Annotated in this window: 19 protein-coding genes; 8 read left to right on the top strand and 11 right to left on the bottom strand. The window is 65.0% G+C overall.

Going from position 1 to position 24,272, the window contains the following annotated elements:
* Positions 1–197: 197 nt before the first annotated feature.
* From AC1KVG_RS10690 to AC1KVG_RS10715, 6 genes are read right to left on the bottom strand one after another with little or no spacing between them, the layout of a single operon-like run.
* A complete protein-coding gene (locus tag AC1KVG_RS10690; RefSeq protein ID WP_481094393.1) occupies positions 198–905 on the bottom strand; it encodes a fimbrial biogenesis chaperone in 708 nt (235 codons plus the stop codon).
* Positions 906–907: 2 nt separating this feature from the next.
* Positions 908–1,234 (bottom strand): hypothetical protein, encoded by a 327-nt coding sequence (locus tag AC1KVG_RS10695; RefSeq protein WP_481094394.1) that lies wholly within the window; start codon positions 1,232–1,234, stop codon positions 908–910.
* 48 nt (positions 1,235–1,282) lie between these two features.
* Entirely contained in the window at positions 1,283–2,317 is a 1,035-nt protein-coding gene (locus tag AC1KVG_RS10700) for a Csu type fimbrial protein (protein WP_481094395.1), read from the bottom strand.
* Positions 2,314–4,665 carry a fimbria/pilus outer membrane usher protein gene (locus AC1KVG_RS10705; RefSeq protein WP_481094396.1) on the bottom strand — a complete coding sequence of 784 codons (2,352 nt, stop codon included), beginning with the start codon at positions 4,663–4,665 and terminating at the stop codon, positions 2,314–2,316. The genes AC1KVG_RS10700 and AC1KVG_RS10705 overlap by 4 nt, the downstream gene beginning before the upstream one ends.
* 16 nt (positions 4,666–4,681) lie before the next feature.
* Positions 4,682–5,452: a fimbrial biogenesis chaperone gene (locus tag AC1KVG_RS10710; protein ID WP_115038081.1), complete on the bottom strand. Its 771-nt coding sequence runs from the start codon at positions 5,450–5,452 to the stop codon at positions 4,682–4,684.
* 8 nt (positions 5,453–5,460) lie between these two features.
* Entirely contained in the window at positions 5,461–5,985 is a 525-nt protein-coding gene (locus tag AC1KVG_RS10715; protein WP_043909063.1) for a Csu type fimbrial protein, read from the bottom strand.
* A 318-nt stretch (positions 5,986–6,303) separates the two neighbouring features.
* Between AC1KVG_RS10715 and map the strand changes: the two genes are divergently transcribed.
* Genes map through dapE form a run of 6 tightly spaced genes read left to right on the top strand, consistent with a single transcriptional unit; the run spans position 6,304 to position 12,909 of the window.
* Positions 6,304–7,080 (top strand): type I methionyl aminopeptidase, encoded by a 777-nt coding sequence (gene map, locus AC1KVG_RS10720; protein WP_043889100.1) that lies wholly within the window; start codon positions 6,304–6,306, stop codon positions 7,078–7,080.
* Complete coding sequence (locus AC1KVG_RS10725; RefSeq protein WP_481094397.1) at positions 7,077–9,686, top strand: [protein-PII] uridylyltransferase; 2,610 nt, start codon at positions 7,077–7,079, stop codon at positions 9,684–9,686. Before map ends, AC1KVG_RS10725 begins: the two co-directional genes overlap by 4 nt.
* Before the next feature lie 17 nt (positions 9,687–9,703).
* Positions 9,704–10,912 (top strand): 2,3,4,5-tetrahydropyridine-2,6-dicarboxylate N-succinyltransferase, encoded by a 1,209-nt coding sequence (gene dapD / locus AC1KVG_RS10730; RefSeq protein WP_481094398.1) that lies wholly within the window; start codon positions 9,704–9,706, stop codon positions 10,910–10,912.
* 14 nt (positions 10,913–10,926) lie between these two features.
* Positions 10,927–11,379 carry a hypothetical protein gene (locus AC1KVG_RS10735; RefSeq protein ID WP_481094399.1) on the top strand — a complete coding sequence of 151 codons (453 nt, stop codon included), beginning with the start codon at positions 10,927–10,929 and terminating at the stop codon, positions 11,377–11,379.
* Position 11,380: 1 nt separating this feature from the next.
* Complete coding sequence (locus tag AC1KVG_RS10740; protein ID WP_481094400.1) at positions 11,381–11,737, top strand: arsenate reductase; 357 nt, start codon at positions 11,381–11,383, stop codon at positions 11,735–11,737.
* A 44-nt stretch (positions 11,738–11,781) separates the two neighbouring features.
* Entirely contained in the window at positions 11,782–12,909 is a 1,128-nt protein-coding gene (dapE, locus tag AC1KVG_RS10745; RefSeq protein WP_481094401.1) for a succinyl-diaminopimelate desuccinylase, read from the top strand.
* Positions 12,910–13,103: 194 nt separating this feature from the next.
* Here dapE and AC1KVG_RS10750 read toward each other — a convergent pair whose 3' ends face one another.
* Positions 13,104–13,976 carry a tetratricopeptide repeat protein gene (locus tag AC1KVG_RS10750; protein ID WP_481094402.1) on the bottom strand — a complete coding sequence of 291 codons (873 nt, stop codon included), beginning with the start codon at positions 13,974–13,976 and terminating at the stop codon, positions 13,104–13,106.
* A 359-nt stretch (positions 13,977–14,335) separates the two neighbouring features.
* Between AC1KVG_RS10750 and asnB the strand changes: the two genes are divergently transcribed.
* Positions 14,336–16,030 (top strand): asparagine synthase B, encoded by a 1,695-nt coding sequence (asnB, locus tag AC1KVG_RS10755; protein ID WP_481094403.1) that lies wholly within the window; start codon positions 14,336–14,338, stop codon positions 16,028–16,030.
* 57 nt (positions 16,031–16,087) lie between these two features.
* Here the strand turns inward: asnB and hpaM are convergent, their stop codons facing one another.
* From hpaM to AC1KVG_RS10770, 3 genes are all read right to left on the bottom strand, one after another.
* Positions 16,088–17,137 carry a type III secretion-associated outer membrane-bound protein HpaM gene (hpaM, locus tag AC1KVG_RS10760; protein ID WP_104551760.1) on the bottom strand — a complete coding sequence of 350 codons (1,050 nt, stop codon included), beginning with the start codon at positions 17,135–17,137 and terminating at the stop codon, positions 16,088–16,090.
* A gap of 243 nt (positions 17,138–17,380) precedes the next feature.
* Complete coding sequence (locus AC1KVG_RS10765; protein ID WP_481094404.1) at positions 17,381–19,522, bottom strand: TonB-dependent siderophore receptor; 2,142 nt, start codon at positions 19,520–19,522, stop codon at positions 17,381–17,383.
* A gap of 481 nt (positions 19,523–20,003) precedes the next feature.
* Positions 20,004–22,412, bottom strand: coding sequence for a penicillin acylase family protein (locus tag AC1KVG_RS10770; RefSeq protein WP_481094405.1), 2,409 nt, complete (start codon positions 22,410–22,412; stop codon positions 20,004–20,006).
* A gap of 145 nt (positions 22,413–22,557) precedes the next feature.
* On the opposite strand from AC1KVG_RS10770, the gene bfr reads away from it, so the two are divergent.
* Complete coding sequence (gene bfr / locus AC1KVG_RS10775; RefSeq protein ID WP_043889738.1) at positions 22,558–23,043, top strand: bacterioferritin; 486 nt, start codon at positions 22,558–22,560, stop codon at positions 23,041–23,043.
* Between the two features lie 281 nt (positions 23,044–23,324).
* Here the strand turns inward: bfr and AC1KVG_RS10780 are convergent, their stop codons facing one another.
* Positions 23,325–23,981, bottom strand: coding sequence for a thiopurine S-methyltransferase (locus tag AC1KVG_RS10780; protein WP_481094406.1), 657 nt, complete (start codon positions 23,979–23,981; stop codon positions 23,325–23,327).
* Between the last annotated feature and the right edge of the window lie 291 nt (positions 23,982–24,272).

The following is a 24,272-nucleotide window of genomic DNA, read 5'->3' on the forward strand; positions in this document are numbered from 1 at the left end:
CTGCGGCATCCATGCCGCGTAAGGTCCCGCGACGGTGGGCGGGCAAGGACCAGTGGAGATGGCTGGTGTGCATGGTTGCGAGCAGTGAATGCGACGCGGCGGTCAGATGCGGTGCGGCCTGATCAGCTCAGTTCGATCCAAACAACTGAGCGGTTTCTTCAGCCACTCTAATGCTGCCCCGATTCCCGATTCCCGATTCACGGCTCAAGCGTCAGCGTGGTCTCGATGTCGCTGTTGATGCGCGCCACGAAGCGGCCGCTGCCGGCGGGCAGGTTGGCCGGCAGTGCCCATTGGCGGGTTTGGCCTGGCAACACGTAACCGGCCAGATCATCGCGGATGCTGCGGCGGGTACCGCCGGCATCGATGTAGGCCAGATCTGCCAGCCGTGCATGGCTGAGCCCGGCATTGTGCACGCTCAGTGCGCGTCCGCCGCCGTGGCCGGACAGGGTGGTCCGCAGCACCGGATTTGGCGCGGCGGGCTGGCTGGGCAGGGCGAATACCGGGGTGGAATAACGCAGCAACTCGGTTTCGTCGCCGGTGGCGTGTTGGGTCACCACCAGTCGATAGCTGTCTTCGGTCTGCACCGGGCTGGGGCCGAGCCGGATCACCCGCAACAGCTGGCGCCCTTGCGACGGGATCTCGAAATGATTCGGGCTGACCGTGGCGCCGGTGGCGGGCTCAAGTACTTCGCGCTCGCCATCCTGCCGCCAGCGGTAGAGCTTGGCTTCGGCGCGCCATGGCAGCGCGGCCTGGTTGTAGAGCCAGACCGTTGCCTGATCGCTATCGGCCGGGATATGCGCAGTGGTCGGTGCGATGGCGATCTCGGCAGCGACGGCGGCGCCGTCGATTGCGACACAGGCCAGCGCAACTGCGAGCCAGCAATGAAGGGAGCGTCGCGTGGCCATGGTCAGAACGCGATCGTGGTGATGCGTGCGGCGGTGGCCGGCGCCGGGCCTGCCAATGCGCTGGCATCCTGGCCGGTGCTGGCGATGGCCGGTGTTTCGGCGGCACGCGCCGGCTGGGCAATCGCCATCGGCGTGCCCCTGGAACAACTGGCGCGCGGGGGCGTGGTGCGCAGCTCGCAACCGTTGAGCAGGCGCAGGCCGATGTGCAGGGTGGAATTTTCCGGGCCGCGGCTGGCGGCAGCGTTTGCCACAGACGCGCTGCAGAACAGAGCAAGCAGCATCAGGCGCTTCAGGAGGGTGACCGGCATCATGAAGGCAATCGTTTGCATTGGAGACGTAACAAATAGCGACGCCCCGGATACGAACTTGATTAACTGTCAATAAGTGATGGAGACGGTCACCGTGTCGTTGTAGTCGCCTGCGATGGGGAGTTGCGGTGCGGGCGCGCGGCCGTAAACGGTCACCGTCTGGGCCACTCCGTTGCCGGTGCCGCTGAGCGTATCGACGCCGATGCTGGTCCCCCAACGGCTGCCGCGGCCGACGTCTCTGTAGAGCTCATAGGCGATGTAATTGGCGCTGCTGGAATGCCGCATGCGTCGGAGACTGCCCGTGGCGTTGATGCCGTCGCCCAGGCCGATGTTCCAGGCGGTGCGGTTGGTGCAGGTCAGGCTGATGGTGGAGCTGCGGTCGATGGCGGTGTTGATGGTGCCGGCAATGCTGCCGAAATCCAGGTCGGTGGTGACGTAGGTATTGCAGCGTGCCGGCACGTTGGCCGAGGCGGTGAACGGGAAGGCGTTGCTGGCGGTCTTGGCGCCGCTGCCGCCGGCCATGCAACTGCCCGGAAGCGGTGGGATGCCGATGATGCTTTCGTTGTAGGCATATCGCAGCACGGTGTCGGCGCCGCCGAAACTGCTGGTGTGGTTGCCGACCGACAGGATCTGGTTAGCCGGAATGCGTCCGTACAGCGTGATGGTGGCCGTCTGCGAGCCACCGGTGATCACCGGGACGCCGTACGAGAGCGTCAAGGTGCGCGGCGATGGCGTTGTGGATCCCGTGGCGCCCCAGATCTGGGTACGCGTGGCATCGCTATAGACCTGGAAGTCCAGGCTGTCGCTGGTGGAGTTGAGCATGCGGCGTGGTGCATACAGCCCGCTGCTGGCGCTGCCTGGCCCCAGGTCCAGGCAAAGGCTCACTTGTGCATAGCCCAGGACGCTGAGCGCGGCGGTTGCGCAGGAGACGTTGAGCGTTGCCACTGCATCGGTGGTGCCATTGGCTGCCACATTGCCGAACGCCAACGGCGTGCCCAGCGTGACGGTACATGTGGTGTCGGCCTGCGCGCGCTGGCTTGGTGCCAGCCATAACATCGCGATAGCCAGTGCAAGCACCAGGCGCCAGAGGCCGTGCAGGTTCATGGCGTTTTCTGCTCGGTGACGCATTGCAGTGGTCCCACCCGCGGAATGCCGCTCGGGTTGGCCGGATAGGTGAACTGCGCGCTGCAGCGGCCCTGCGGCAAGTCGACCAGTAGGCGGTTGTCGCTCTGCAGATTGTCCAGATAGGTTTCGCCGTCGTAGCCGACCACGACGCGTTCGGCATCGCCCTCGCGCTGCACCACGCTGCCCACCGGCAGCGGGGCGCCTTGTGCGTCGTGCAATACGATGATCGCCGCACGCACGCGGGTGATGCCGAAGCGCACCGCGACGCCGGATTGCTGGCGCGGCGTCACTGCGGTATCGACGCGGTCCACGCGCAGATCTGCCGGCAGGTTCAAGGTGTCGATCGACAACTGGTTGCGCTGCCACGATTGCAGCGGGGTGACCAGCAGCGTGCCGCGCGCATCGGTGACGCCGATCAGGCGATTTTCCAGCCGTACCGGAATGCCGGCCTGGCCGTCGGTGGACACCACCGCAAAGGCATCCTGGATATCGCGTGCGGCAAAGCCACGCCCGTTCATCCACACCAGGCTGCCGCTGGCGCTGGCATAGCCGAAGTTGTCGCCATCCTGATTGGCCGCGCCGAGGTTGTAACGGCCGACCCGGTTCAACCAGCCAAGTTCGGCCAAGCCGCCGCTGGCATCGTCGCCGGCACGCCCCTGCAGGCGCCAGCCGATGCCGCCCAGGTCGCCGTCGCCCGGCAACGGCTGGCTGACATCGGCCACAAATCCGGTGCGGTTGCCGTTGCGCTGCATCGAGGCGCTGGCCTGACGCAGCTCGCCGAAGGTGGTCGATAGCGACAGATACAGGCTGCGATCGCTGCGCACGTCCAGGTTCTGATTGCCGGACAGATTGGCGGCCCAGTTGCGCCCGAAACTGCGCGACCAGAACACGCTGGCATAGCGCGAGGTGTCGCCTTGCGGGTAGCTCAGCCGCACGTAGCTGGTGCCGAGCGAGCCGATCGGAGCGACGTTGACGCCGAACACCGCGCGGTCGCTGATGCGTGCCGGCAATGCGCCCTGCAGCGCGCCCAGGTCGCGGTAGTCGCCGTGGGTGCGCTGGGTGCCGAGATTGAAGTTGAAGCGACGGTTGTTCCAGGCATAGCCCAGCACGTACTGGCCGCCACGCAGCGCATCCATCTGGCTATGCGCATAGGCGAGGTTGAACACCCCGCCCACGCCGAGCAGCCATATCCCGCCGGCACCGGCATTGACCACGCCGCCGCCGGCTTCGGCATGCGCCTCGATGGTGAAATCGTCGCGCAGGCCCTTGCGCAGGGTGGCGCTGGCGACCGTGCGCGCATCGTAGGAAAACGAGCGCACGCCGTAGTCCTGGCGCAGGTGGCCGATCCCGGCCGACCATTCGGAAATGCCGCGCGCCAGCAGTTGCGGGGTGCCGTAGAACGCGAAGTCCAGCCGGCGCACGCGGCCGAACGCATCGGTCACCACGATCTGCGCCTGGCCGGTGCCGCTGATGCCCGGTTGTGCGGCCAGCTGAAACGGCCCGGCCGGCACCTGGCCGCTGTATTGGCGCAGGCCATCGACATACAGCTCGATGGTCGAAGGCACCGCCGCTTCGCCCAGAAAACTCGGCGTCGGCGTCAGCACGCGATAGGGCTGCAAGGCGTAATTGCGGCCGATCTGCACGCCGCCCAGGCGGATCGAGCGGCTCCAGTCGACAAAGCCGCTGTAGAAATCGCCGACCGTCAGGCTGGTGGCGGTATCCGGGAAATCCATCTGCCAGGCGCTGTCCAGACGCACCGCTTCGCTGCGCCAGCGCTGGTCCTGCGGGCGGTCGTAGGCCAGGAACACGGCGGTGGTGTCGACCATGCCGCGGCCGATGCCGAAGCCGCGCAGTTCGGTCGCCAACGACACGCTGCTGGCACCGGCATTGCGCGTGGCATAGACGTCGTAATTGAGCAGCATGCCTGGGGAGGCGGTGGCGCTGGGCGGGGCGACTTCTTCGGCTTTCAACACCGTGGTGGAGAGTGACAATTGCGCCAGCGGTACCTGCAGCGCCAGCCGCTGCAGCGCGGCGTCGTAGCGCACTTCCACATCGGGCAGGCGATCCAGATCGACCAGCTCGCCGGCGCTGCGCTCGGCAAGGATGAAGCCGAGTTTGCGCAGCGTTTCGACCGATCCGCGCAGGTGGCCGTCCACCAGTTCGAACGGCGCCAGGCCGCGGTCGGCCTGATTCAGGGTGACATCCAGGTACAGCGTCTGCGGCAGTGCGCTGGCGCTTTGCGGGATTTGATCGGGCAGCGCGGCAACGTCGGCCAGATCGACAGCCGCGGCGCTTCCCAGGCAGGTGGCGGTCGCGAGCAGCGTCATCGCCAGCCGGGCCGTGTCACGGCGCTGTCGGCGTTGCCAACAGGGTGCGTTCGTCCGCCTCACCATTGATCCTTGCGATGATGGTGCCGCGGGCGAACTGCGCCAGCGGTGCACCCAGCGACCAGCGCATGGTCTGGCCGGGCAGCACATAGCCCACCAGTCCGTTCAATGTGGTCTTGGTCGCGCCATCGACCCGATGCTGCAGGTCGGCGACCTGGGCATGCCCATTGCCGGTGTTGCTGATCTGGATCTGCGCATTGCCGTCGCTGCCGGCCACCACTTGCGTGCTCAAGGTCGGCGTGGGCTCGGCTTTTCCGGGCGGCAGCACGAAGATCGGCACCGAGTAGCGCAGCACGAACTGCATGCCCTTGCGGTCGGCATCGGCGTTGGGCAATTCGTCGACGATGATGCGGTAGCAGACTTCCTGGCTGGTCGGCGCAGGCCCGGCGCGGATCACCCGGATCAGCTGGCGCTCGCCGGCGGCCAGGGTCCGCATCGGTGGGCTGACCAGCAGTTCCTGGGTCGGGTCGAGCTGGTCCTGCCCGTCGCGCTGGGTCCAGCGATAGGCGCGGGTCTGCACCTGCACCGGCACGCCGCCGCTGTTGCTCAGCCACAGCCCGTCGGCGGACTGTTCTGCGCTCAGCGTCAGCGAGGTCGGTGCCAATTGCAGGCTGGCTGCGCGCGCCGATAGCAGCGGCCAGGCGCTGCTCAGTGCGAGCGTCAAGACCATTCCGGTCGTGACCAGCCACGCCGGCATGCGAGACGACAGGCGGTGGTGCAAGGGCATGCGCGCGCTCAATAGACGATCGTGGCGGTGATCGTGTCCTGGTACGCACCGGTTGCCGGATTGTTGGCGGACGGGTTGGTCACACGGCCGTAGACCGGATAGACCTGGTTGATGCCGGTGGCGGTACGGCTCAGCGTATTGGTGCCGCTGGTGCTGCCCCACACCGTGCTGCGTCCCAGATCCTGGTACAGCTGGTAGGCGATGAAGTTGTTGGTGGTGACCAGCGCATCGGTGTTCTTCATGCGGCGGGTGGTGACGTCGTTGGCGGTGCCGGCATTGCTGCCTGCGCTCAAGGCGATGTTGTACGGCGTCAACGCAGTGCACTGCGCGGTCACGCTGCCGTTGGCGTCGGCATTGGCGGTCGAGGTGGACAACACCGAGCCGAAGTCGACGTCCGTCGCCGACGCCGCCGTGATGGTGCAGGCCTTGGTGACGGCGATCTTGACGTTGAATGTGGTGGTATCGGCTGCTGTGGCAACGCCAATGGTCGAGAGCAGGCCGAGGGACAGCAGGACAGGACGGACAGTACGCATGGACATTTCCTTGACCGGTCTGGTCATTGGTGACGCGACGACGTGTCGCCCTTCCTCCAATGCATCAGCTGTGCCAAACGATAACGCCGAATTCACGCGCTATCTAGCTGTTTAATCTGGTTCTTTTCGTAAAATTGGGATGTCCTGCGGATGACTCCGTTAATGGAGAATTTGACGCTTTCTGAACTATGTCACACATGAATGCGCGGTGACGCCAGTTTTTTGCTGCACCGTCCGCTTCCGCCGTAACGGCGTGTTTTGCAAAAAACGGCTGCGCGGGTCGTTCAGATTCAGCCCGAATCGGCGATAATCCGGACCATGAGCGTCAATCTAAAAACCAAAGAAGAAATCGAACTGATGCGCGTCGCCGGCCGTCTGGCCGCCGAGGTGCTCGACATCGTGGCCCCGCACGTGCAACCGGGCGTGACCACTGCCGAGCTGGACCGCATCTGCCACGACCACATCGTCAACGTGCAGGGGACCATTCCTGCCAATGTCGGTTATCGCGGCTTCCCCAAGAGCGTGTGCACCTCGGTCAATAACGTGATCTGTCACGGCATCCCGAGCGCGGCCAAAGTCCTGAAGGAAGGCGACATCGTCAATATCGATGTCACCGTCATCAAGGACGGCTGGCACGGCGATACCAGCCGTATGTATTACGTCGGCACGCCGTCGGTGATGGCCAAGCGCCTGGTCGACACCACCTACGAAGCGATGTGGCGCGGCATCCGTGCGGTCAAGCCGGGCGCGACGCTGGGCGATGTGGGCCATGCGATCCAGAAGTATGCCGAGGCCGAGCGCTTCAGCGTGGTGCGCGATTACTGCGGCCACGGCATCGGCAAGGTCTATCACGACGAGCCGCAGGTGATGCATTACGGCCGTCCCGGCGAAGGCCTGGTGCTCAAGCCCGGCATGACCTTCACCATCGAGCCGATGATCAACGAAGGCACCTACCACCATAAGACGCTGCCCGATGGCTGGACCGTGGTCACCAAGGACCGCAAGTTGTCCGCGCAGTGGGAACACATGGTCGCGGTGACCGAAGACGGCGTGGATGTGCTGACGCTGTCGCCGAACGCGCCCGCCCCGGTATGACGGCCACGCCGGCGGATCGACCCGACCCGGGTGTCGCCGGCGATGCCGAGTGGGCCGCGCAGGCCCGTCCGCTGCTGGTGCATGCGGACATGCGGTTGTGCAAGCGCTTCGATCAGGGTGAACCGATCGAACGCCTGGTGGCCTTGCGCGCACGCGCGGTCGACCAATTGATGCGCAATGCCTGGACGCGCTGCATCCCGGGCGATGCCGGGTTGTCGTTGCATGCGGTTGGCGGTTACGGGCGCGGTGAACTGTTTCCGCGTTCGGACGTGGATGTGCTGGTGCTGGGCGAAAGCGCGGTGCAGCAACAGCACGAGCAGGCCCTGGCGCGCTTGTTCGCGTTGCTGTGGGATGTGGGCCTGCCGATCAGTCATGCGGTGCGCTCCGCTGCGCAGTGCACCGCCGCTGCAGCCGACCAGACCGTGCTGACCGCATTGATCGAATCGCGCCCGCTGGTTGCAGGGAGCGAGGCGCGCGCGGCACTGGCCGCAGCGATCGCCCCGCAACGGGTCTGGCCGGCGCGCGAATTCTTCCAGGCCAAGCGCGAAGAACTGCTGGCGCGGCATCAGCGCTTTGGCGACACTGCCGACAATCTGGAACCAGACATCAAGGACGGCCCTGGCGGCTTGCGCGATCTGCAGACGCTGGGCTGGATGGCGCTGCGCGCCTTCGGCGTCAAGGATCTGGAAGCGCTGGTCGGGCTCGGCCATGTCGGCTTCGACGAGGCTGCGGCGCTGCGGCGCGAGCGCGAAGAACTGGCGCGGCTGCGGTTCGGTTTGCACATCGTCGCCAACCGGCCGGAAGAACGCCTGCGCTTCGACTATCAAAAGACCCTGGCGCAGCGGCTGGGGTTTGCCGACGACCCGGAAAGCCTGGGCGTGGAAAAGATGATGCAGCGCTTCTATCGCAGCGCTGCATTGATCCGCCGCATCAGCGACCGGTTGTTGCAGCGCTTCGAAGAGCAGTTCGATGGTGAAGCGGTACCGGAACCGCTCGGTGGCGGCTTCAGTCTGCGCCGCGGCTATCTGGCGGCCGACGCGGATGATTGGCCGGCCGGCGATGTGCTGCAGGTATTCGCGTTGTTTGCGCAGTGGGCGGCGCATCGCGAGGTGCGCGGCCTGCATTCGCTGACCGCGCGCGCGCTGGCCGAGGTGCTGCGCGAGTTGCCGGCTTACGACGTGGCCGACGCCACCGCGCGCGACCGTTTCATGGCGCTGCTGCGCGGCCCGCGTGCGATGGAAACGCTCAATCGCATGGCGCGCCTGGGCGTGTTGGGCCAGTGGATTCCGGCATTCGCCAGCGTGTCCGGGCGCATGCAGTTCGACCTGTTTCATGTCTACACGGTGGACCAGCACACGCTGATGGTGTTGCGGAATATCGCGCTGTTTGCGGCCGGTCGCGCCGACGAGCGTTTTTCGATCACGCATGAAGTCTGGCCGCGCTTGCGCAAGCCGGAATTGCTGCTGCTGGCCGGCCTGTTTCACGACATCGCCAAGGGCCGTGGCGGCGATCATTCCGAGCTGGGTGCGGTGGATGCGCGTGCGTTCTGCCAGGCGCATCGGCTCAGCGAAGGCGATACCGCCTTGGTGGCCTGGCTGGTGGAGCAGCATCTGCGCATGTCGGTGACCGCGCAGAAGCAGGACATCTCCGACCCGGAGGTGATCCATCGTTTCGCCACGCTGGTGGGCACGCGCGAGCGGCTGGACTATCTGTATCTGCTGACCTGCGCCGACATTGCCGGCACCAGCCCCAAGTTGTGGAATGCCTGGAAGGACCGGCTGCTGGCCGATCTGTATTTCGCTGCGCGCCGCGCCTTGCGCGAAGGTCTGGAGCATCCGCCGCCGCGCGAAGAACGCCTGCGCGAAGCGCGCGAGTCCGCGCGTGCGCTGATGCAGGCGCAAGGCCACGACGATGCCACCATCGATCGTCAGTTCGCCGGCATGCCGGACGAGAATTTCCTGCGTTTCCGTCCGGAGCAACTGGCCTGGCAGGCGGTCTCGCTGATCGAAGTGCAGATCGGCCAGACCACGGTCAAGGCGCGTCGCGCAGTGCCGGACAACGACGCACTGGAAGTGTTCGTGTACTCGCGCGACCGTGACGGGTTGTTCTCGGCGATCGTCTCCACGCTGGATCGCAAGGGTTACGGCATCCACCGCGCCCGCGTGCTGGATGCACCCAACGATGCCATCTTCGACGTGTTCGAAGTGCTGCCGCAGGACAGCTCTGCCGATGGCGACCCGCAGCGTCTGGCTGCGGCCTTGCGGCAGGTGCTGGCCGGCGACCTGCAGAAGGTGCGTCCCTCGCGGCGTGCGGTGCCGCGCCAGCTGCGCCATTTCCGCTTTGCGCCGCGCGTGGAATTCAGCGAAAGCGCTGGCGGCCGCCGCACCCGCATCAGCCTGGTCGCCCCCGATCGCCCCGGCTTGCTGGCCGACGTGGCCAACGTGCTGCGCCTGCAACACCTGCGCGTGCACGACGCGCGCATCGCCACGTTTGGCGAGCGCGCCGAAGACCAGTTCCAGATCACCGACGAGCACGACCGCCCGTTGTCCGAATCCGCCCGGCAGGCGCTGCGCGATGCGCTGTGCGCCTGTCTCGATCCCACCTAGCACCTCCGGAGACCCCCATGGCTACCAAGAAGACTGCGCGCAAGCAGAGCGCGACCACGACCAGCGCAGCGCCTGCGCGCGCGACCGCAAAGAGCAGCAAGGCGAGCGGCAAGCCGAGTGACAACAAGTCCGTCGGCAAGCCGGTAAGTAAGGCGGTCAAGTCGGTCAGTAAGCCTGGCAAGCTGCCTGTTGCGCGCAACGCCACCGTTCTTGCAGCTGCCGACACCAAGGCTGCTGCCAAGAAAAGCGTTGCAAAGAAAGTCGCCGCCAGCGCACCGCGCGTGGCCAAGCAGCCGACCAGCGTGGTGTCTGCGCCGGCGGCCAAAAAGGCTGCCGCTGCGAAGAAACTGCCGATCGCCGAAAAGGCCGTGCACAGCGTTGCCGCGCAGGTGGGCACTGACGAACTCAAATTCGGTATCGAGAGTGCATTCGAGCGCCGCGCCAGCTTGACCATCGACGAAATCGACGGCTCCACCCGCGCCATCGTCACTCGCGTCATCGACGGATTGGAGAGCGGCGAGTTCCGCGTCGCCGAGCCGGACGGGCAGGGCGGCTGGACCGTCAACGAGTGGTTGAAGAAGGCCGTGCTGCTGTATTTCCGTGTCAACGAGATGGCGGTGATCGAGGCGCAGCCGGCGCCGTTCTGGGACAAGGTGGAATCGCGTTTTGCCGGCTTCAACGAGGCCGAGTTCCGCAAGGCCGGTGTGCGTGTGGTGCCGGGTGCGGTGGCGCGTCGCGGCAGCTATTTCGGCAAGGACGTGGTGCTGATGCCGAGCTTCACCAATATCGGCGCGTACGTCGGCGAAGGCAGCATGGTCGACACCTGGGCCACGGTGGGTTCGTGCGCGCAGATCGGTAAGCACTGCCATCTGTCCGGCGGCGCGGGCATCGGCGGGGTGCTGGAACCGCTGCAGGCCAGCCCGACCATCATCGAAGATCATTGCTTCATCGGCGCGCGTTCGGAGGTGGTGGAAGGCGTGGTGGTGGGCCATCACAGCGTGATCGGCATGGGCGTGTTCATCGGCCAGAGCACGCGCATCTACAACCGTGCCACCGGCGAAATCTCGTATGGCTATGTGCCGCCGTATAGCGTGGTGGTGTCCGGGCAGCTGCCGTCCAAGGATGGCTCGCACTCGCTGTATTGCGCGGTGATCGTCAAGCAGGTGGATGCCAAGACGCGCAGCAAGACCAGCGTCAATGAGCTGCTGCGTGGCCTTGCCGATTGAGCACGCAACCGAACGTGCACCAGGACATCCTGTCCAGGGCCGCATCGCGCTGGGTGAGGTGGGGCATCCCGGCATTCTGGCTGGGCTGGGGCGTGCTTTACACGGTCGGTGTGCTGACCCGCGATCCTAGGGTCACAACCGGCGGGCCGTGGCATTGGATCGTGCCGGCGCTGGTGGTGGCGATGGCCCTGCGTTGGCTGCGGCAACCGGCGCGCTGGGCGCAGGTGTACGACGCCGGCGATGCCTTGTTGGTCGAGCGCCAGGGACGGCGGCAGCGCATCGACCTGCGTGACTTGCGCGCAGTCGAGCCGGCCTGGCTGATTCCGCCGGTGCGCCTGGCACTGCAGGTGCAGGCCGGCGACGCACCGGTGATCTTCCTGCCTGCCCACGGCCGGTCGCCCGAACTGCTTGCCACCGACCTGATGGCGCGCGCCGATGCGCGCCGCGCAACCACAGGAGCTGCATGACATGACCACGCTATACGGACTCAAAAACTGCGACACCTGCAAAAAAGCCACCAAGTGGCTGGACCGCTTCGATGTCGCCTACACCTTCGTCGATTACCGCGATCACAAGCCCGAGCCGGAGACGCTGGTGGCGTGGGCCGAGCAGGCCGGCGGATTCGATGCACTGATCAACAAGTCGTCGACCACCTGGCGGCAACTGCCGGACAACCGCAAGGCTGCAGCCAGCGCAGCCGAATGGAAACTGCTGCTACGCGAGTATCCGCAACTGATCCGCCGCCCGGTGGTCATCACCGATGACGGCCAGCTCAGCCAGGGATTTTCGGACAACGGTTTCAAGCAGCGCTTTGACGTTGCGTGATCCGGTGCTGCCGCAGCTCCCAACTTCTCCAGTGATACCCGATCATGTCCGACATTGTTGACCTCACCTGTGAACTGATCTCCCGCCCGTCGGTGACGCCGGACGATGCCGGCTGCCAGGAACTGATCGCGCAGCGGCTGGCGCGCGCCGGCTTTGCTATCGAACACCTGCGCCTGGGCGAGGTGGACAATCTATGGGCCACGCACGGCAGCGGTGCGCCGGTGCTGGTGCTGCTCGGGCATACCGATGTGGTGCCGCCGGGGCCGCGCGAGGCGTGGACAAGCGATCCGTTCGAGCCGCAGATTCGCGATGGTGTGCTGTACGGGCGCGGCGCCGCCGACATGAAAAGTGGAGTGGCCGCCTTCGTGGTCGCCGCCGAACAGTTCGTTGCCGCATATCCGCAGCACACCGGCACGTTGGCGCTGCTGCTGACCTCCGACGAAGAAGGCGATGCCATCGATGGCGTGCGGCGTGTGGCCGAGCTGTTCCGCGAACGTGGGCAGGCGATCGATTGGTGCATCACCGGCGAGCCGTCGTCTACCGAGCGGCTGGGCGATCTGTTGCGGGTCGGCCGCCGCGGCAGCCTGTCCGGCACGCTGACGGTGAAAGGCGTGCAGGGGCATGTGGCGTATCCGCACAAGGCGCGCAATCCGATCCATCTGGCAGCACCTGCATTGGCAGAGTTGGTCGCACGGCAATGGGACGATGGCTTCGAAAGTTTTCCGCCGACCAGCCTGCAGATCTCCAATATCCATGCCGGCACCGGCGCCAACAACGTGATCCCCGGCGAGCTGCAGGTGGCCTTCAATCTGCGTTACACCCCTCATTGGGATGCGCCGCGATTGGAAGCTGAGATTGCCGCAGTGCTGGATCGCCACGCGCTGGAGTATTCGCTGCGCTGGCATCGCAGCGGCGAGCCGTTCTACACCCCGGAAGGGCGCCTGCGCAGCGTCGCGCGCGAGGTATTGGGGCAGTTTGCCGGCGCGCCACCGGAAGAGAGCACTGGCGGCGGCACCTCCGATGCGCGCTTCATCGCGCCGCTGGGCGCGCAATGCATCGAGGTCGGCCCGGTCAACGCCAGCATCCACCAGGTCGATGAGCATGTGCGCGTGGCCGATCTGGAAGCGCTGCCGGCGTTGTACCGCACGCTGATCGAACGCCTGCTGGTCTGAATTGCCGGGCCATGCCCATGCCACGCGCTGGTTTGCACACTACGCAGCCAGCGCCACGGCATGCGGTCACCTGCGGCATGCCGATGCTGCTGCGCGACGCGGGCATCGCCAAGCTGCGCTAAGACCTCTCGGATTGCAGCAGCATCTCGCTTGCATTGCGCTGCCAGGCGGCATGGACGCACAAGGCTCGGGGGCTAGTCGAACGTCCAGAACGGCGGTTTGATCGCCTCGCGCCAATGCGATTCGTCCGCGATATAGAACGTCTGTGCGGACGCCTTGGCAAACCAGGTTGCCGCCGTCTCCACGTCGCGCGTCACGCCGCTGCTGCCGCGTCCGAGCAGCAGGCCAGAAAAATACTGGCCATACACATTGCCCTGGTCCGCCGCGCGCCGGTACCAGCGCAGCGCCTCCGTACCGTCTCTGTCCACGCCACCCATTCCTTTTTCATGCAGCGCGCCAAGATCGACCTGCGCCTCAGCATCGCCGTTACGGGCGCGGCGCTGGATGTCGCGTACCAGCGGGTGCAATGCACCGCCACTTGGCGCGATGGCGGCGGGAAGCCCCGACGATCCTGATGCGGAGCGCTCATAGATCGTCGCGCGCAGATCCCAGCGCAACGCTGCAGCCGCCTCCCCACGGTCGCGGTGGAACTTGGCGAGCTCGGCGATGGCATACGGGTTTCCATGCATGGCCGCTGCCAGGTACCAGCGCTCGCCCTTGCGCGGCGACGCGCGTAATGCGACGCGCTGGTCGATGTACGGGCTGTCGGGATGGAAGAGCGTCCCGCTTGCCCAGATTCGTCCCAGCGCCAGTTCGGCGCGGGTGTTGCGGAACGTCCACGGGGTGATCGCCGCGGCACGTTCGTACCAGTGGACGGCGCGCGGGTCGTTGCGTGCCTCCAGGCGTTCGGCCGCATTCCACGCGCTGTCGAAACTGCCATCGGCCGCCTGTTGTTCCAGCTGTTGCAGATAGACTGGATCGGTGCGCGGAGGGGCGCTGCTGCAGGCCTGCAGCAACACTGCAAGCAACAGGGCCAGGGGCGGCATGCGTCCGATGCGTGGGGTCATTCCATTACTGCCGATTGTTGGGGCGGTCATTATCCTCGCAATACGCCGGTGCGACCGCGGCGTGGTCTGCGATGCCGGGCTTGGTTGCCATCGCAACAGTTGCGCCGCCGTCGAAAGCGGGATACGGTCGAGTCATGTCCTCGCTCCTGCCAAACCTCGTCAATAACGCCAACCGCAACAATCTGCGCGCGAATAATCGTGCGCGGCCGATGCGGATCTGCGACTAGGCGAAGTACAGCAAACGCCCAGGAATCAGAAAACCCGCATCGGCCGATGCGGGTTTTTTTATGGGTGTCATTCTCGTGCAGCACGCTCTTCCACCGGCCGCCAACCCCCGCAGTTTTTTCAGGAGTGTTTCCATGTGTTCCATCTTCGGTATTTTCGGCCTGCAACCCGGTGACGATCTGCAGGCATTGCGCCGGCAGGCACTGGAATGTTCGCAACGGCAGCGCCATCGCGGTCCCGACTGGAGCGGCGTGTATGTCGATACCGGCGCGATCCTGGTGCATGAGCGCCTGGCCATCGTCGACCCGGCCGGTGGTTCGCAGCCGTTGCTGTCCGAAGATGGGCAGCTCGCCCTCGCCGTGAACGGTGAGATCTACAACCATCGCGAGCTCAAGCAGGAGCTGACGCAGCCGTACGCGTTCCAGACCGGCTCCGATTGCGAGGTGATCAACGCGCTGTATCGCGAAGATGCGCCGGCCTCGTATCTCAACCGCCTCAACGGCATCTTTGCGTTCGCGCTATGGGACAAGGCCGCCGGGCGGGTGATCATCGCGCGCGACCCGATCGGTGTAGTGCCGCTGTACTGGGGCCATGATCGCGAAGGCCGCTTGCGGGTGGCCTCCGAACTGAAATCGCTGGTCGACGATTGCGCCGATGCCGCGCAGTTCCCGCCCGGCCATTGGTACGACAGCGCCACCGGCGCATTGAGCCGCTACTACGAGCGCGCCTGGCGCGAATATGCCGAAGTGGAAGGCGTGCAGGTGCAGTTGCAGGAATTGCGCGAGGCGTTCGAGCGTGCAGTGCATCGCCAGTTGATGACCGACGTGCCGTACGGCGTATTGCTGTCTGGCGGTCTGGATTCGTCGCTGGTCGCTGCCGTTGCCGCGCGCTACGCACGCCATCGCATCGAAGAGAACGACACCACCGAAGCCTGGTGGCCGCGCCTGCATTCGTTCGCGATCGGCTTGAAAGGCTCGCCGGATCTGGCCGCCGCCGAAGTCGCCGCCGCCGCGCTGGGCACCGTGCATCACGGCTTCGAATACACCTTCGAAGAAGGCCTGGATGCATTGCCCGAAGTCATCCGCCACATCGAAACCTACGACGTCACCACCATTCGCGCATCCACCCCGATGTTTCTGCTGGCGCGACGGATCAAGGCGATGGGCGTCAAGATGGTGCTCTCCGGCGAAGGCAGCGACGAAATTTTCGGCGGCTATCTGTACTTCCACAAGGCGCCGAACGCGCGCGAATTCCATGAGGAATTGGTGCGCAAGCTCGACGCGCTCAACAACTTCGATTGCCTGCGCGCCAACAAGTCGATGATGGCCTGGGGTGTGGAGCCGCGCGTGCCGTTCCTGGATCGCGAGTTCCTGGATGTGGCGATGCGCATGGATGCCAGTTTCAAGATGATCGACAAGACCAGCAGCGGCGCCATGCGCATGGAAAAGGGCGTGTTGCGCGAAGCCTTCGCCGGCTATCTGCCCGAGTCGATTCTGTGGCGACAGAAAGAGCAGTTCAGCGATGGCGTGGGCTATGGCTGGATCGATGGACTCAAGGCGCATGCCGAAGCGCATGTGAGCGATCGCGAGCTGGCTGCGGCCGACAAGCGCTATCCGGTCAATCCACCGCAGACCAAGGAAGCGTATTTCTATCGCACGCTGTTTGCGCAGTTCTTCCCCAGCCAGGCGGCTGCGGAGACGGTGCCGGGCGGCAAGTCGATCGCGTGTTCGTCGCCGACCGCGATTGCCTGGGATGCGAGTTTTGCCGCGATGGCCGACCCGTCCGGCCGTGCGATTGCCGGCGTGCACGAACAGGCGTTGGCTTCGTAACGTCGCTACAACTGCAGTGGCCGGCATGCGCTCACGCACTGCCGGCCACTGTTGCGATCACTCGTGGCGCACGCAATAGCCGTAGCGCTGCGGCTCGATATCCACACCGGCCACATCGGCCTGGTTGTTGCGCCACAGGTTCGGCTTGAAGTCGCCCGCAGTGCAGTTGGCGGCGCGGTCCACGCCGATGGTGTAGGTGAACGGATTGCTGGCAAAGCGGTTGTTCTCGAACACGTTGTCCTGGCTCATGCTGTTGTCCCAGCACAGGATTTCCGGGGTGCGGTAGCGAATCGCGCAGGCCAGAAAGATGCCGGCGACCTTGTTGCCTTCGAACTGATTGTTGCTGAAGCGGTTGCGCCGCGCATCCGACAGATAGATGCCCTGGCTGCCATTGCGCTCGAAGCGGTTGTTGCGGATTTCGCTGTCTTCCAGGTGCTCGGTGGTCAGGCCTGCCGCCACGTTGTCGTGGATGTAGTTGTTGACCATGGTGACTTTGGCGGTGCGGTTGAACGACACGCCATCCCAGATCGCACCGGAGACGTCGTTGTTTTCGATGGTGATCTCGCGCGTGTCGTACTCGCTCAGCAGGCAGGCGCTGCGGCACTTGTTGACCTGCAGGCCGGCAAGCCTGATGCCCTGGCCGGAACGCACCACCACCGCGCTATTGCTCAGATACGGGCGCTCGGGCATGAATTCCTTGTCGCCGGTGCTGGCGACGATCTGCATGTCTTCGATGCTGACGTTGCGGATCACACCGATCGGCTGCTGATTTTCGTAATCGCCGACCACCAGCGCCGGCTGCTGCACGCCATCGGCCATGCGCAGCACGGTGGTCGGTCCCTTGCCGCGCAAGGTGAGATTGCCGCGGTGGATCGAGACCAGGCCGTTGAGCGGAAATTCGCCTTTTTCCAGGCACAACACCGCAGGCGTATCGCTTTGCGGAAGCTTGTCGATGGCTTTTTGCAGATCCTGGCCGGGGCGCACTTTGGCGGTGCACGCGGCGACGGGCGCGTCCGGTGGGCCGGCTTGTGCGGGTGGCGCGGCCGAGCAGGCAGTGGCAATGAACAATGGCAACAGGGCGGAAACGGAGCGGGCAAGCTGAGGCATGCGGATTCCGGTCAGTGAGGGGAGGGGAGCGATGGTGTGGAGATGAACTCCACATCGCGACGGCCTCTAGTGTGTCCCACCGAACGTTAAGGTCTGGCTGATTCCGGCATGCGCGATTCTGCGCAGGTTCATTGCATTGCTGTGGTCGAGGCTGCAACGGCGTGTGCGGCACGCCGGAGCGGCTGACGAACGTCACAGTTGAGCGTAGCGATCAAGATCTGAGCACGTGCGCGGTTGCCACGCTTAAAAACTGTAAGCCAGCTGCGCATAGATGCGACGCGGTTCGCCCGGGAAATGCCCGGTGCGTTCGGTGAAACCGCTCACCGCATAGACCTTGTCGAACAGGTTCTTGACGTTGACCTGCAGCTTCCACGCATCCCACTGCGTCTGCCAACTGATGTCGAAGATCGCATACGGTTTGACGCGCTGGCCTTCCAGGCTGACCCGCTCGCCCACGTAATCGGCACCAAAGGCGATTGCCGATTTCCAGGCCGGCAGGTCATAGCGCGTCCATAGGCCGAAGGTGTTGCGCGGTGCATTGGCGAAGCGGTCCCCGGAGGCATTGGTGATGCCGTTGGTGCCTGCATCGAGCACGCGCGCATCGTTGTAGGCGTAGGTCAGGTTGAGCACCCAGCGCTCGGTGAGGTCGGCCAGCAGATCCACTTCCAGACCTTCGCTGCGCACCAGGCCGAGGGCGGAGAGCTGATTGACGCCATCGACGATGCTGCCGTTGGCTTGCACGATATTGCTGCGTTCGATGCGGTACAGCGCAGTATTGAGCGTGAGCCCGCCATCGTTGAGCGCGGTTTTCAGACCGACTTCCCATTGCGTGCTGCGCTCGGGATCGAATGGCCCGCCGACGCTGCTGTCCTGATTTGCCGCATCCTGCGGCAGAAAACCGCTGGCATAACTTGCGTAGGCATTGACGCCATCGCGCAACACGAAGGTGCTGCCCACGCGCCAACTGAGATCGTTGCCGGTGACGCGCGAGCCATCCAGCAGGTTGTCGTCCTTGAAGCCGTCCCAGCGCAACCCGGCCATCGCATACCAGCGCGGCGTCAGCGTGAGTTCGTCCTGCAGATACGCGCCATAACGCTGACTGCGGGTGCTGGTAGCCCGCCAGGGCAGGCTGTCCAGACCATAGTCGTAAAAGCCGCTGCGCCCGTACACCGGGTTGAGCAGATCGATGCCCGGCACCGGGCCGCGCGTGCGTCCGGTATCGGCGGTGTTGGCGGTCTGCGCGCGGAAATCCGCATCCAGCCGGTAGTAATCCGCGCCCATCAGCAGCTTGTGTTCGATCGCGCCGATGCTGGCGCGGAAGATCGCGTTGACGTTGCTGGAGATCGCATCGTTGTCGCGGAACTGATTGCGCAACTGCCGCGTCATCCATTCGGCGGTGCCGTCGCCATCGCGGTCGATCAAGCCCATCGGCTCGTGATAGATCTGATGCTCGTCGTTCTTGAACCAGCGCAGCGCCATGTCCACGTCCCACGCATCCGACGGCGCAAAGCGGTACTGCGCGAAGGCCACCTTGGCGCGCATGTCGAGAAAGTCGGTGGGCTCGTTGTGATTCCAGCGACGATCGGTGAGGAAGTTGCCGTTGTCGTCCACCGGCACGCCACGCAGGCGATTGCCGCCCAGGTTCTGGGTGATGTCGGTGTACTGCAGCGTGAGCTCGCCGGTCTGGCCGATGTCGAACGCCACCGACGCATCGCCGATCTGGCTCTGGCTATCGGTGTTCCAGCGAAAACCATTCTCGCCATCGGCATAAGCACCGATGCGGTAACGGATGCGCCCATCGTCGCGTGCCGGGCCGGTGGCTTCGAACGAGGCCGCAGCGAAGGATTGATTGCCTACCTGCAGCTCCACTCGACGCGCGGTCTGATGACCGGGCTTGCGGGTGACGTAATTGATGACGCCACCGGGTTCGCCGCCGCCATACAACGCACCGGCCGGGCCCTTGAGCACTTCCACGCGTTCGATATTGAACAGCTGCGGCACCGAGAAGCCGGCATACGGGTCGCCGCGCAATCCGTCGTACAACACGTTTTCCTGGCGGAATCCGCGCAGGGTGACACCGGCATAGCTGAAGAAACTGATGCCGCTGATGCTGCGATACAGGTCGGTGATCTGCCGCGCCGCCTGGTCGTCGATCAACTCGCGCGGCAGCACCTGCACCGACTGCGGCACCAGCGCCAGCGGCGTATCGGTGCGTGTGGCCACTGCGGCGTCTTCGGACTTGTAGAGCGTTTGCGCACGGCCGATGACATCGACGCCATCCAGCTCGGTGACAGTTGCTGAGGTGCTGGTGTGCTGAGCGAAAGCGGATGGCGAGTGCAGGGCGAGCGCAGCGGTAAGCGCGGTGACAAGGAGCGTGGGGCGCATTGGTCACTAATGGGAATGGTTATCAAATGCATCTTAGCATGATGTGCTCGCTTCGCTGCGTGGACCGCTAGAGGTGGCCGGGTGTAGGTGTTGAGCCGGGCGTAGGTGTTGAGAGGTGCAGGGTGGAGATTTGCAGACGTGCAGAATTTGTAGAACGCAGAACGCAGAAATTCAGACATATGGACACGCAGACGCGCAGCGCATCCCTTCTCCCGCCGGGAGAAGGTGCCCGAAGGGCGGATGAGGGTACGGGCGCAGCATCGTGCCGTCTGTCATGCAGGGAGCCCCTTGAAGCTAGTGCAGGATGAGCTGCATCGCATGCCATCGGTTGCATGGCATGCGCCCGTACCCTCACCCCAACCCCTCTCCCGGCGGGAGAGGGGCTACTGCAGCCCACCTCTTCCTGCGCTTCATTTCTGTGCTTCTTTTTCTACGCTTCCGCCGAGACCCGTACCCGACAGATCTGACAACGCAATCACGCCTAATTCGGCTGCAATCGCAGCGTGTAACGCGTAGCCGTCGGCAAAAACGGGGTCGGCCGGCCATGCACCCAATCGTCATGCCCCGCGCCCCAGAACGGCGACAACGGATGTCCGCTCTGGCCGCCCGGCATATGCACGATGCCGTCGCGTTCGTGGCCTGGCGAGACCACCATGCGTTCGGAGGCGCCGAAGGCCGGGCCTTGCACGCGCGGCATGTCGCGATCGCCGGGCAGTTGATCGGGCGGCATGCACAGCCAGCGCTTGGCGAGGGCAGGCAAGGCGCGCGCGATCGGGTGGCAGATCGCGGCGGTATTGCGCTCGCCCCAGGTGCGCTCGCTCAAGGGGCCGTCCTGCGCAGCTAAATCCGTCTGCGCACCGCGTGCAGCATCGGCAAGCAGCTGATCCCAACTGGTGTACGTGGGCGGCAACAAATGTGCAGGGCGCTGCTGCAGCATCGGCCAGACGATGCCTTCCAACTGCGCGCGACGCGGCGGCACGAAGTCATCGCCAAGCGCAGCGTTTGCCGGTGCCAGCAGTCCGGCTTCCACGGCATCGATGGTCATGCTGCGAAAACCGCGCACGATGCGATAGCTCACCGAGCCGGTGGACGCATGCCCGTCCCACTGCCGCGTGGCGACTTCGATCTGTTGCAGCGCCGGGTCCTTGCTGTGTTCGACCACGCTGCGCAACAACTGCCACCACCGCGTGAGCAGCACGGCGCGATCGTCGAGCTGGATGGCAAGCAGATCCAGTTCGTTGAAACGCTGTTTTGCGAACAAGTCGTCGCGAATCTGCTGCGCGCGCGCGCCCAGGTCGTAGCCGGCATTGCCGAGTGTCGCCAGCTGTTGCGCATCGACGATGCGGCTGTTGGCAGTCCAGAGCCGGTGCGTGGGTGGGTCGATCAAGGCGGGTGCATCGTCGCTGCGCACGGGCCATGGCACGCAGCCGGTCGGCGCAGGTTCGGAAGCGACCGCGCCAGCAGCCGCAGGCAATGCCTCGTTCGACTCCTGCGCCGAGGTTGCAAGTTCGGCAATACCGCTCGGGCTGCACCCCGCATTGCGTGCCGGACGCGCGCCGATCACCCGCCAGGCGATGCGCCCGCTGCGATCGGCCAGTACGAGATTTTGCGCGGGAATGCCCGAGCGATCCGCCACCGCAAAGGCCGCCTGCAGATCCGCCGCGCTACTCATCTGCGCGAAATCCAGGCGGATTGCGCCGGGAAGCTGCGCGGCCCAGCGCAGCGCGAGCAAACTGCCGTCGGCATTCTCGTGCAGGATCGGGCCCCAGATCGCCTCGCGGACAGGAAAACTTACCGGTGCAGCGCCTGCCACAAGAATCGTTTCGACATGCGTGGTGAGCGCTTGCGGATGCCCGGGCGTGGCTGGCGCAATCCGCGCAAAATCTGCTGTATCGATATAGCTGTTGGTGAACGCCCAGGCCACGTGCCCATTGCTGCCGACCACCACCGCCGGCAGGCCGGGCAGGGTGAAGCCGGTGACATCCACCTTGCCCTCGGGCGCGCTGGTATCCGGATACCGCAAGCGCGCGCGGAACCAGATGTTGGGCGCACGCAGGCCCAGGTGCATGTCGTCGGCGACGATGGCGCGACCATCGCGGGTGAGGCTGCCGTCCACGGCGAAGTTGTTGCTGCCCGGGGTCGGTTGTTCGGCGCGTGGTGCAGCGGCTGGATGCGGCAAACGCCGCAGATCCAGCGTTGCCGCATCCGGAAGCGCCGCATCGCCCAGTGCCGGCCCGAACAGCGGTGCATCCCAGCTGGAGCCCTGATGATCGAGCAGCGCCGCCAGTGCGGGCGGCACCACCGCGCGGATGCGTGCGATGGCCAGTTCGGTCTGGTTGTCGTTGTCCTGCAGGTCGGCGTACATCGCCATGCCGGTCAGGATGGAATCGTCCAGCGTCCACGCGCGCGGTGTCTGCCGCAGCAGCAGGTACGGCCATGGACGCACGCGCAAGGTCGCCAGCCCCGCATTCACGCCGTCGGTATAGGCCTGCAATGCTGCGCGCTGGCTGCCTGCAGCAATGTCCAGGCTGGCATGCACGCGTGCACGCAACCGATGCACGCGATTGCGTTTGTCCAGGTCCAGCGCTGCGGCGCCAAACAGCTCGGAGAGTTCACCGGCCGGCGCGCGGCGCATCAGATCCATCTCGAAATAGCGCTCCTGCGCGTGCACATAGCCGAGCGCGCGCATGGCATCGACCTGGCTGGCCGCATCGATGGTGACCACGCCCAACCGGTCGCGCTGCACGCTGACCGGCGCCGCCAGGCCGTGCAGTGCGTTATTGCCGTCCAGCTGCGGCAGGCTGCCACGCATCAACAGATACACGGCCAACACGGCCGCCACGCCCAACACCACGATTGCCAGCAGCAGCCGGCCCAGCCATTTGCGCATTGTCGATTCCTTGAGCTCGGTCAAAGTGTGGTGCGCCGTCATGACGGTGGCGGGTCTGGTGGCAACGCAACTGAAAGTGATTCCGATTAGATCATTGCCCGGCGGCTTAGGGCACCATGCGCGCATTGCGTCGCTGGAGCACACCATGAAAGGCCATCCCGAAGTCGTCGATTACCTCAAGCAGCTGCTGCGCGGCGAGCTGGCGGCACGCGACCAGTATTTCCTGCATTCGCGCCGTTACGAAGATCAGGGCCTGATGGCGCTGTACGAGCGCATCAATCACGAGATGCAGGAAGAGACCGAGCACGCCGACGCGCTGCTGCGGCGCATCCTGTTCCTGGAAGGCGACCCGGACATGCGGCCGTCTGAGTTTGCGCCCGGCAAGACCGTGGTGGAGATGCTCGAGCGCGATCTGGTGGTGGAATACGAAGTGCGCGCTGCGCTCGCCGCCGGCATGAAGCTGTGCGAAGAACATGGCGACTACGTCAGCCGCGACATGCTGCTCAAGCAGCTGCAGGACACCGAAGAAGACCACGCCTGGTGGCTGGAGCAGCAGCTCGGCCTGATCAAGCGCATTGGCCTGGAGTTGTACCAGACCTCGAAGATCGACAAGGGTCACGTGGCCGGCTGAGTCGGGCGACTGGGCGCTGCGCAGCCGAAGAGCTGGCGCAGCACAGCTTCGCAGTCGGCAGGTGCCGCGCTGTGCATCGCGATTGCTGCGCTGCTTGCGTCATCTACCGACCGTCTGCTGCGGTGTCTTGCTTGGCGCATTGCGCGCGTGTGCATAACCACCGCGTGGTGCAAGGTCACGCGGTCTCGATTGGATTGCGACTCGCGCATTGTGCGAAACATGCAGCGGCCGACTGATGCGAAGACGGCGTTCGGGCGCGACAGCGCGTTCGAACGCGATCGTCAGTTGCGTTGCAGGCGATACACCCCGGTCGACAGTGCGGTAACGCCATCGGCACGGAAGCGCGGCTCCTGATCCAGGATGTCGCGGTGTTCCAACGCCTGCACCTGCCACTGCGCGTCGAACAATGCGTGCACCTCGGCAGCATCCACCGAGAAGGGTGGGCCGGCTTTTTCGGCTTGCGGATACTCCAGCGTGATCAATAGACCGCAGCAGCCTGTGGGCAGGTGCGCATAGACGGTCTCCAGATAGCGCCGACGTAGCGCCGCAGGCAGGGCGATCAATGCAGCGCGGTCATAGACAGCGCTGCAATCGGCCAGCACGCTTACGTCCAGTGCAAAGGCATCGCCGCATATGATTTCGATCGGGCCGGCAATAAAGTGCTCGCCGGCGCTGCTGGTGTGTCGCTGCGGTTGCAGGCCTGCGTCATCGAAGAACTGCGTGACTGCCAACGGCGATACTTCCACACCCAGCACGCGATGGCCTTGCGCGGCCAACCAATGCATATCCAGTGTCTTGCCGCACAACGGCACCAGCACGCGGGCAGCCTTCGGCAACTGCAACGCCGGCCAATGCTTTTGCAGCAGCGGCATCACCTCGTCCTGATGGAAGCCGGTCTGACCGTCCTGCCACCGCTGCAGCCAGAAATCTGTGTCCATGATGTTGTCTTGTTGTCTTGCGTTGACCAGTGATGTGATGGCGAAAATAGGAGTGATATTGCCGCTCGAAAGGAGCTGATCAGACCGCAACTCATCGCACAGCTGCCTGGCAGACACCGCGCGCAACCACGCACACCGACCATCTTGATTGGTCCTTGCCCGCCCACCATCGCGGGACCTTACGCGGCATGGATGCCGCGTAAGAGCCTACATGGATGTACTTGCGGCGTGTCCCGCGATGGTGGGCCGGCAAGGACCCTGCAGCCAAGCCGCAGATCATCCGCTCTACAA

The sequence above is a fragment of the Xanthomonas sp. NCPPB 3959 genome (genome assembly GCF_056675575.1).